The following is a 7,127-nucleotide window of genomic DNA, read 5'->3' as shown; positions in this document are numbered from 1 at the left end:
CCGTCATCAGGCTGGGTAGAGGACTTGCACCTCCAAGCTGTCGATCATGCTCGGCACACAACAAAAAACCCGCCTCGAGGGCGGGTCACCGGTGAATCATCACCATATCCAAATTACTAGCATAGCTGCCGGCACAAAGCAAGAACAAAGTACGCTCGACCGGCGGAAAGATGCAAATTCCGGTTCCGCATCGCCTCGGTGCTCGAGCTGCTGGTCAGCCTTTAAGCCGGCGCTGCCGCCAGGCATCCAGCGTCTCGTCGATGATGCGCTGCGGCACGTGGCCGAGCTCGAAGACGGTGTCGATCTTCAGCACATCGAGCCCGTCGAGGAATTCCGGCGGTGCTGCGCCGTGACGCAGGCGGGCAGCGTCCTTGGCGGTGGTAATGAGGCCAAGCCCGGCTTTACGTGCCGTCGCCGCCAATTCGGCAAGCTCGTCCGCACTGTAGAAATGATGGTCAGGAAACGGTCGGGTCAGCGCAAGCTCGCCTCCGGCCTCGCTTACCGTGTCGAAAAACTTGTCGGGATGGCCGATGCCGGCGAATGCCAGGAACCGCCTGCCGGCCAGCGTCACCTTGCTGCTCGGCGCGGTGTGCGCCTCGAAGATCGGCCTGCCGGCGCGCGCGGCCTGGCGCACGACCGTATCGGCCGCAGTGCCCTCGCCCATCTTCAGCAAGGCGCTGGTGAAGACCAGTTGGTCGACGACGTTTGCCCGCAGCGGCCCGCCGGGGATGACACGGCCATTGCCGATGCCATGACGCGCGTCGACGACGACGAGCGCATAGTCGATGTGGATGCGCGCGCTCTGAAAACCGTCATCCATGATCAGGAAATCGCAGCCGAGCTTCTCCAGCAGAAGCCTGGCGCCGGCGGCCCGGTTCGGTGTCACCGCGACTGGCGCGTGTTCGGCCAGAAGCAGCGGCTCGTCGCCGACATGCTTGGCGGCGTCGTGGTGCGGATCGACGACATGCGGCTGCGCGAAGGAGCCGCCATGGCCGCGCGACAGGAAACCCGGATTGAGCTGCATGCGCCGGGCCTGCTCGGCCAGCGCGATCGCCACCGGTGTCTTGCCGGTACCGCCGACGGTGAAGTTGCCGACGCAGAGCACCGGCGCCTCGACCTTTTCGCGCGGCGCGTGCCGCATGCGGCGACCGGCGACGAGCGCATAGATGGCGGAGAAAGGCGACAGCGCCGTGACCCGCCAGTCCGGCTCTTCCCACCAGAAGGGTGGCGCTTCCGAGGTCACGTCAGCGCCCGTTCGCGCCCTTCAGGCGCGACTTGACGACCAGCGGCTGGATATAGGGCTCGAGCGACCTGAGCGTATGTGCCAGCGCACCGCGCATCTCGTCGACGGTCGCCGCACCCGCCGCCATCATCTCATGGCGGGCCGCCTCGTTGGTCAAAAGGAAATTGACGGCGCCGGCCAGCATATCGCGGTCGCGCACCAGCTTGGCGCCGCCACTGTCGAGCAGGCGCTGATAAGCCTCGCGAAAATTCTGGACGTTGCGGCCGGCAAGCACCGCCGTCTCCAGCATGGCCGGTTCCAGCGGGTTCTGGCCGCCCTCGGAAGTCAGCGAACGGCCGACAAAGGCGATTTCCGTCAGCCTCAGATAAAGCCCCATCTCGCCGATCGTGTCGCCGAGGAGAATATCGGTATCGGCGGTGATCCTGTCGCCCTTGCTGCGCTGCGCCAGTTTCAGGCCCATGCCGGAAATCTGGGCGGCCAGCTGCCCGGCGCGATCGGGATGGCGCGGCACGATGATGGTCAGAAGCCCGTGGTGGCGCTTGTGCAGCATGGCGTGAACTTCGGCGGCGACCGCTTCTTCGCCATCATGGGTCGAGATCGCCGCCCAGGTCGGGCGGCCGGCGAGCTGGCGTTTCAGCGCCGCCAGCGCCCGCTCGTCGGCCGGCGGCGGCGCGGTGTCGACCTTGAGATTGCCGGATACGGTGACCGGCCGGGCGCCGAGCGAAAGGAAGCGCTCGCCATCGAGGTCCGACTGGGCGACGACATGGGCAAGATTTTCGAACAATGCTTCGGCAATGTTGGCGCGCTTCTTCCAGGACTTGAAGGAGCGGTCGGACAGCCTGCCGTTGACCAGAACCTGCGGCACCCGGCGGGCGCCGAGTTCCAGGATGGTCATCGGCCAGATCTCCGATTCGGCGATGATCGCCAGGTCCGGCTGCCAATGGTCGAGGAAGCGGCTGACCGCCGGCTTGAGGTCGAGCGGCACATATTGGTGGATGATGCGGTCGCCCAGCCGTTCTTCGGCGACCTGCGCCGAGGTGACCGTGCCCGTCGTCAGCACGATGTTGACGCCGTAATCGAGAATGCTCTCGACCAGCGGCACGACGGCGATGGTCTCGCCGACGCTGGCTGCATGGATCCAGATCACGGGACCTTCGGGGCGCTCGCGCCCGGCGACGCCGTAGCGCTCGCGCCGGCGAACGCGGTCCTCCTTGCCTCTGGATGTGCGCCAGGCAACGTAAGGTCCGACCAGCGGGTAGGCGGCGGCCCCGGCGAAACGGTATGCCGTCAGGAAGGCGCGCGCCCAGCGCATACTCATTTCGAACCGTCCACAAGGCGATAGGCCTCGGCGGTCGCGGCATTGAGCGAGGCCGTGACCTCCTGGCGCTTGCGTTCCATTTCCGCGGCGTCGGCGTTGGCCGGCACGAAGACGGGCGTGCCGACGACGATCGAGGAGCGGCCGAACGGGAGGTTGATCGTCGTCTTGTCCCAGCTGCCCTCGATCACCTTGCGGCGGCTGGTGGCTATCGCGGCAGGCAGGATCGGCCGGCCGGACAGCCGCGCCAGGAGGACGACACCGAGCCCCGCATCGCGCGGCGTGCCGTGGGGAATATCGGCAATCATGGCGACATTCTTGCCGGTGGCGAGCGACTTTTTGAGGGCGATGAGCGCCTTGGCGCCGCCTTTGTCGAGATGCCTTGCGCTTTCGCGCCCGCCAGAGCCGCGCACCGCCTCGATGCCGAATTTCTCGACCATCAGCGCGTTGAGCTCGGCATCGGCGCTGCGCGACACCATGGCAACCAGCGGCCGTCCCTTGGGATAATAGGCCGGGGTCAGTAGGTGCTGGCCGTGCCAGAGCGCGATGATGCCAGGCTCGAGCTGCGCATAGGCGCCGCCGGAAAACTTCGCCGATCCTTCGACCAGGCGGTTGGTCACGCGGACAAGGCGGACGAAATACGCAAACAGCGCGGCAAGCGCATTCTTGACGAATCGCGACTGCGCCAGCGGTTCGCGGATCTTGCGCCAGAACGTCTTCGGCTTGCGACGTCTGACCGCCGACCGCGGGGCTGATCGCTTGACCGCTTCATGGTTCATCGATGTCAACCGACAGCCTTGTTTTCGGGGTCGAGCAGACGGTGCAGGTGAACGACGAAATAGCGCATATGGGCATTGTCGACGCTGGCTTGCGCCTTGGCCTTCCAGACGGCGTGCGCCGATTGGTAGTCCGGATAGATGCCGACGATGTCGAGCGCGTCGAGATCGCGGAATTCGGTGCCGCCCAGCTTCTTGAGTTCGCCGCCGAACACCAGGTGCAAAAGCTGTTTCTTTCCGTCTTCAGCGGCCATGTCGATCCTTCACATATCGTGAGTTTGGGACAGGTCTAGACCAAAGCCGCCGACTTTGGAACTATTGATAGTGGTCAATTGTCCAGCCCGGCGATGACGCCGGCGAGCACGGCGAGCAGTTCGCCGCTGCCGGCGGCGAGCGGTCCGTGATGGATCACTTCGCCGGCATAGAGTGGCGCGCGGCCGTGGCGATCGAGCAAGGCGCCGCCTGCCTCGCGCAGGATGAGATCGGCCGCGGCGATGTCCCAGTCATGCGCATTGGCCTTGACGAAGGTGGCATCGAGCTGGCCGCCGGCGATCATCGCCAACCGGTAGGCGAGCGAAGGAATATAGGGCACGCGCTTCAGCCGCTTGTGCCATTTCGCCGGCAGCAGGTCGATCATCGGCTTCGGTCCGGCGATTTCGGCCGTTTCCGACGGCGGACGCACGCTGATGCGCTTGCCGTTCAGGAATGCGCCCTCGCCCGGCAGCGCCCAATAGATTTCGCCCTTCGCCGGGCAGTCGAGCACGCCGGCAAGCGTGCGGCCGTTCTCGACCACAGCGACGCTGACGCACCATGTGGGCAGGCCCTCGAGGAAGCCGCGCGTGCCGTCGATCGGATCGACGACGAAGGTGCGGCGCGCGACAAGCCTTACCGGGTCGTCTACGGTTTCCTCCGATAGCCAGCCATAGTCAGGCCGGGCCGCCAGCAAGGTCTCACGCAGATATTTGTCGGCGGCGTGATCGGCTTCGCTGACCGGCGAGGTGCCGCCCTTCATCCACACTTGCGGTTTATTGTTGAAGTACTGCATAGCAATGAGCCCCGCCTCGCGGGCGGCGTCGCGCAACAGCTGCAGGTCTTCAGTAGCGCCGGCCGAGACGGCCGGATCAAGCTCCGGCAAGGGTCATTCCTTCGATCAAAAGCGTGGGCGCGGCGGTGCCGAAATTGCGGTCGAGATCACTCGCCGGAACCATGTTGAGGAACATCGTCTTCAGATTGGAGGCGATGGTCACCTCGGCGACGGGATAGGCCAGCTCGCCGTTTTCGATCCAGAAGCCGGACGCGCCGCGGCTATACTCGCCCGTCACCATGTCGACGCCCTGGCCGAACACCTCGGTGACGTAGAAGCCCGTCTTGAGCGACTTGATCAGCTCTTCCGGCGTGTTTTCCCCGGGCTCGATGGCGAGATTGGTCGACGATGGCGAGACCGACGAGCCGCTGCGCGAGCCGCGCCCATTGGTGACGAGGCCGAGTTCCCGAGCCGCCGAAGTCGACAGGAACCAGTGGTTGAGCACGCCCTTGTCGACCATGAACAGTTTTTCGCCCTCGACGCCTTCGCCGTCGAACGGGCGCGACGCCTGTCCACGGCGCCGAAGCGGCTCGTCGGTGACGGTGATTGCGGCCGAAGCCACCTTCTTGCCCATCATGTCGCGCAGAAAGCTGGTTTTGCGCGCCACCGCGGCGCCATTGATGGCACCGGCGAGATGGCCGGCAATGCCGCGCGCGACGCGCGGATCGAACACCACGTCGACCGGCCCGGTCGCAGCCTTGCGCGCGCCAATGCGGCGGACGGCGCGCTCACCGGCCTTGCGGCCGATGTCTTCCGGCGCGTCGAGATCGGAAAAATGCTGGCGCGAGGAGAATTCGTAGTCGCGCTCCATGCCGGTGCCCTCGCCGGCGATCACGCTGGTCGAGCGCGAAAAACGCGAGGCGACGTAATGGCCGACGAAGCCGTGCGAGGTGGCGAGCACCAGGCCGCCGAGCCCGGCACTGGCGCCGCTGCCGGCCGAATTGGTGACGCCCTTGACGGCAAGCGCCGCCGCTTCGGCGGCAAGCGCTGCCTCCTTCAGCTGGTCCGCCGACACCTCGGTGGCGTCGAACAGATCGAGGTCGCGCGGCTTCTTGACCAGCAAGGACGGATCGGCGAGGCCCTGATTGGGATCTTCGGGCGACACCTTGGCCATGGCGACGGCGCGCTCGGCCAGCATATTGGGGTCGGATGCCGCCGTTGCCGAAACGCTCGCTACCCGCTTGCCGACGAAGACACGCAGCGAGACGTCTTCGCTCTCGGACGCCTCTGTGCCTTCGACCTTGCCGAGCCGCACCGACACGCCGGTCGAGCGGCCGCGTACCGCAACCGCATCGGCGGCATCGGCGCCGGCCCGTTTGGCAGCCTCGACCAGGGCCGCGACGCGGTCGGTCAGTTTCGCTGCGTCGAGCGTATCGGTCATGCGCATAATCCTGCTATTTCCGGCTGGCTGAAGGGCAGCCGCTGCTGCACCATCTATTGTCCCGGTGCAGGTTCTGCAATGGGAGAAGGCGCAACCCGGGTGCATCAAGCGCCCAAACAGGGCCGCAGGCGCTAGGCGAATGAGCGGCGAGCCGAGATCGACAATCCCTCAGGAAGCGGCCACCGGCGTCCAGATCACGTCGTCGATCCTGAGCGCGCCGGTGGCGAGCATCACCAGCCGGTCGAAGCCGAGCGCGGCGCCGCTCGCCTGCGGCATGATGGCGAGCGCGGCGAGGAAGTCCTCGTCGATCGGGTAGCGTTCGCCGTAGACACGCTGCTTTTCGTCCATTTCGGCGGCAAAGCGCCGGCGCTGCTCGACCGGGTCGGTCAACTCGCCGAAGGCGTTGGCGAGTTCGACGCCGCAGCAATAGAGCTCGAAGCGCTCGGCGGTGCGCGGATCGTCCGCGCTCGGCCGGGCCAATGCCGCCTCCGAGATCGGATATCCGAAAAGGATGGTGGCGCGCCCCTGCCCCAGCGCCGGTTCGATTTTTTCGACCATCACCCGGCTGAACAGGTCGGCCCAATTGTCGTCGGGCGCGGTCCGCAATCCGGCCTGGACCAGGGCGGCATGCAACCCCGCGCGATCGGTGCTGCCATCGGCTGCAACCGTCGCCAGCAGATCGATACCGGCATGGCGCATGAAGGCCTCGCCGACGCTCAACCTTTCCGGCTCGGCAAACGGGTCGGCCTCGCGGCCGCGGAAGCTAAAACGCTTCGCTCCGGCCCGCTCGGCCGCAAGCGCAACGAGCTCGGCGCAATCGCGCATCAGGCTCTCGTAGGTCTCGCCGACGCGGTACCATTCGAGCATGGTGAACTCAGGATGGTGCAAGGGGCCGCGCTCGCGGTTGCGCCAGACAGCCCCGAGGCTGAAGATGCGCTCCTCGCCGGCGGCAAGCAGCTTCTTGCAGGCGAATTCCGGCGACGTGTGGAGGTAGAGCGGCTGGCGCTGCCCGTCCGGCCCGATCGCCTCGGTGGCAAAGGCCGACAGGTGCGCTTCATTGCCGGGCGAGACCTGCAGCGCCGATGTCTCCACCTCGACGAAGTCGCGGCGGGCGAACCAGTCGCGCATCCCGGCGGCAATGGCATTGCGCAGGATCAGCCGCGGCCGGCGGTCGGCATGGACATGCGGCGTCCACCACGGCGAGGCGGCTGTCATCGGCTTCAGGGGAATTGCACAGAGGGCTGGCGATTGCGACCAAGATGCGCTAGGCCGCACGCAACGGCCTCTCCAGCCGATTTGCGCCAACAAATTTTATCAGGATGGAAACC

General features: G+C 66.2%; 7 protein-coding genes. All 7 read right to left on the bottom strand.

All coding sequences use genetic code 11. The features are described from left to right. Positions 1-214: 214 nt before the first annotated feature. Positions 215-1,243 (bottom strand): tetraacyldisaccharide 4'-kinase, encoded by a 1,029-nt coding sequence (lpxK, locus tag AC0L2X_RS30340; protein WP_473560118.1) that lies wholly within the window; start codon positions 1,241-1,243, stop codon positions 215-217. 1 nt (position 1,244) lies between these two features. Beyond that, positions 1,245-2,561, bottom strand: a complete 1,317-nt coding sequence (gene waaA / locus AC0L2X_RS30335) for a lipid IV(A) 3-deoxy-D-manno-octulosonic acid transferase (RefSeq protein ID WP_473560120.1) — start codon at positions 2,559-2,561, stop codon at positions 1,245-1,247. Continuing rightward, positions 2,558-3,337: a lysophospholipid acyltransferase family protein gene (locus AC0L2X_RS30330; protein ID WP_352663079.1), complete on the bottom strand. Its 780-nt coding sequence runs from the start codon at positions 3,335-3,337 to the stop codon at positions 2,558-2,560. Before AC0L2X_RS30330 ends, waaA begins: the two co-directional genes overlap by 4 nt. Before the next feature lie 5 nt (positions 3,338-3,342). Then, a complete protein-coding gene (locus AC0L2X_RS30325) occupies positions 3,343-3,588 on the bottom strand; it encodes a DUF4170 domain-containing protein (protein ID WP_023674378.1) in 246 nt (81 codons plus the stop codon). Positions 3,589-3,662: 74 nt separating this feature from the next. After that, entirely contained in the window at positions 3,663-4,469 is an 807-nt protein-coding gene (locus AC0L2X_RS30320) for a 3'(2'),5'-bisphosphate nucleotidase CysQ (RefSeq protein WP_473560122.1), read from the bottom strand. Continuing rightward, positions 4,456-5,799, bottom strand: a complete 1,344-nt coding sequence (locus AC0L2X_RS30315) for a TldD/PmbA family protein (RefSeq protein WP_473600962.1) — start codon at positions 5,797-5,799, stop codon at positions 4,456-4,458. The genes AC0L2X_RS30320 and AC0L2X_RS30315 overlap by 14 nt, the downstream gene beginning before the upstream one ends. A gap of 168 nt (positions 5,800-5,967) precedes the next feature. Further along, entirely contained in the window at positions 5,968-7,014 is a 1,047-nt protein-coding gene (gene epmA, locus AC0L2X_RS30310; RefSeq protein WP_473600961.1) for an EF-P lysine aminoacylase EpmA, read from the bottom strand. Positions 7,015-7,127 lie beyond the last annotated feature (113 nt).

The sequence above is a fragment of the Mesorhizobium sp. WSM4828 genome, from assembly GCF_055811175.1.
This window is presented reverse-complemented; position numbering and strand designations above follow the sequence as displayed.